We start from the raw sequence: 1,023 nt of genomic DNA, 5'->3' as shown, positions 1-1,023 counted from the left end.
GGAGCGGTGCGAGCGGGTCGCCGCTCGGCTGGTCCAGCTCGGCGTCGGACCCGGGGACCGCGTCGTCATCGTCGGGCACAACAGCGTCGGCTGGGTGCTCACCTACCTCGCCGGACTCCGTATCGGCGCTGTCGTGTCACCGGCCAACAACCGGATCGACCTCGACCAGTTCCGGCGGCAATGCGAGTTGCTGGACGCCCGGATCGTCGCCCACGACGCCGACCACGAACACCTGGCATCCGCCTCGGGCAGGCCCGCGCATCTACTCGACGACCTCGCTGCCAGTGGCGGGCCAGGGCTGAGCAGCGAGCATCCCTGGCCCCACCCCCACGATGACGCTGTCGTCAGCTTCACCTCCGGAACGACCGGCGCGCCGAAGGGCGCGGTGCTTTCCCACGAGGCGATCGTCATTGCCGCCCAGATGATCTCGGATTGTGTGGAGCTCGGGCCCGGCGACAGCACGCTCGTCCTGGTCCCGCTGTTCCACAACACCGGATTCAACGACCAGCTCGGCGCCCTGCTCGTCGCCGGAGGCAGTACCCATCTGCTTCCTCGCTTCCGGACGGCGGCGGCGCTGGCGGAACTGCGCGAGCGTCCGGTCACCTACCTGACGGCCGTTCCCAGCATCCTGCGCCTGCTCATGGTCGCCGAGGACTCCGATGCCGCCTATGAGCGCGCACGGGCCGTCTTGTTCGCCGGCAGTCCGATGCCCGCGGCCTGGTCGGAGGAGCTGCTCGACCGCTGGCCCCATCTGACATTGCTGCACGGCTACGGCATGACCGAGTTCACCGCGGCGTGCACCGCGCTGCCTCCGGAGCTGATCGGCGCCAAGGGCGAGTCGGTCGGACTGCCGTTGCCGGGGGTGCGAATTCAGGTGACTCGCGACGACGAGACGCCCGCCGCCGAGGGCGAGATCGGCGAGGTGTGGGTCGAGGGCCGGACCCGGATGACCCGGTACTGGAAGCAGCCCGAACTGACCGCCGCCAAGATCCGCGGAAAGTGGCTGCGCACCGGCGATCTCGG

General features: G+C 69.9%; 1 protein-coding gene. It reads left to right on the top strand.

Annotated features, from left to right (window positions below; genetic code table 11):
• On the top strand, positions 1 to 1,023 hold a 1,023-nt coding region (locus ACIRS4_RS39315; protein ID WP_404205240.1), incomplete at both ends, for a class I adenylate-forming enzyme family protein.

This window comes from Streptomyces sp. NPDC101166 (assembly GCF_044768125.1).
Taxonomy (GTDB): Bacteria; Actinomycetota; Actinomycetes; order Streptomycetales; family Streptomycetaceae; genus Streptomyces.
The sequence above is the reverse complement of the archived record's forward strand: the minus strand, read 5'-3'. Positions and strand labels throughout refer to the sequence as shown.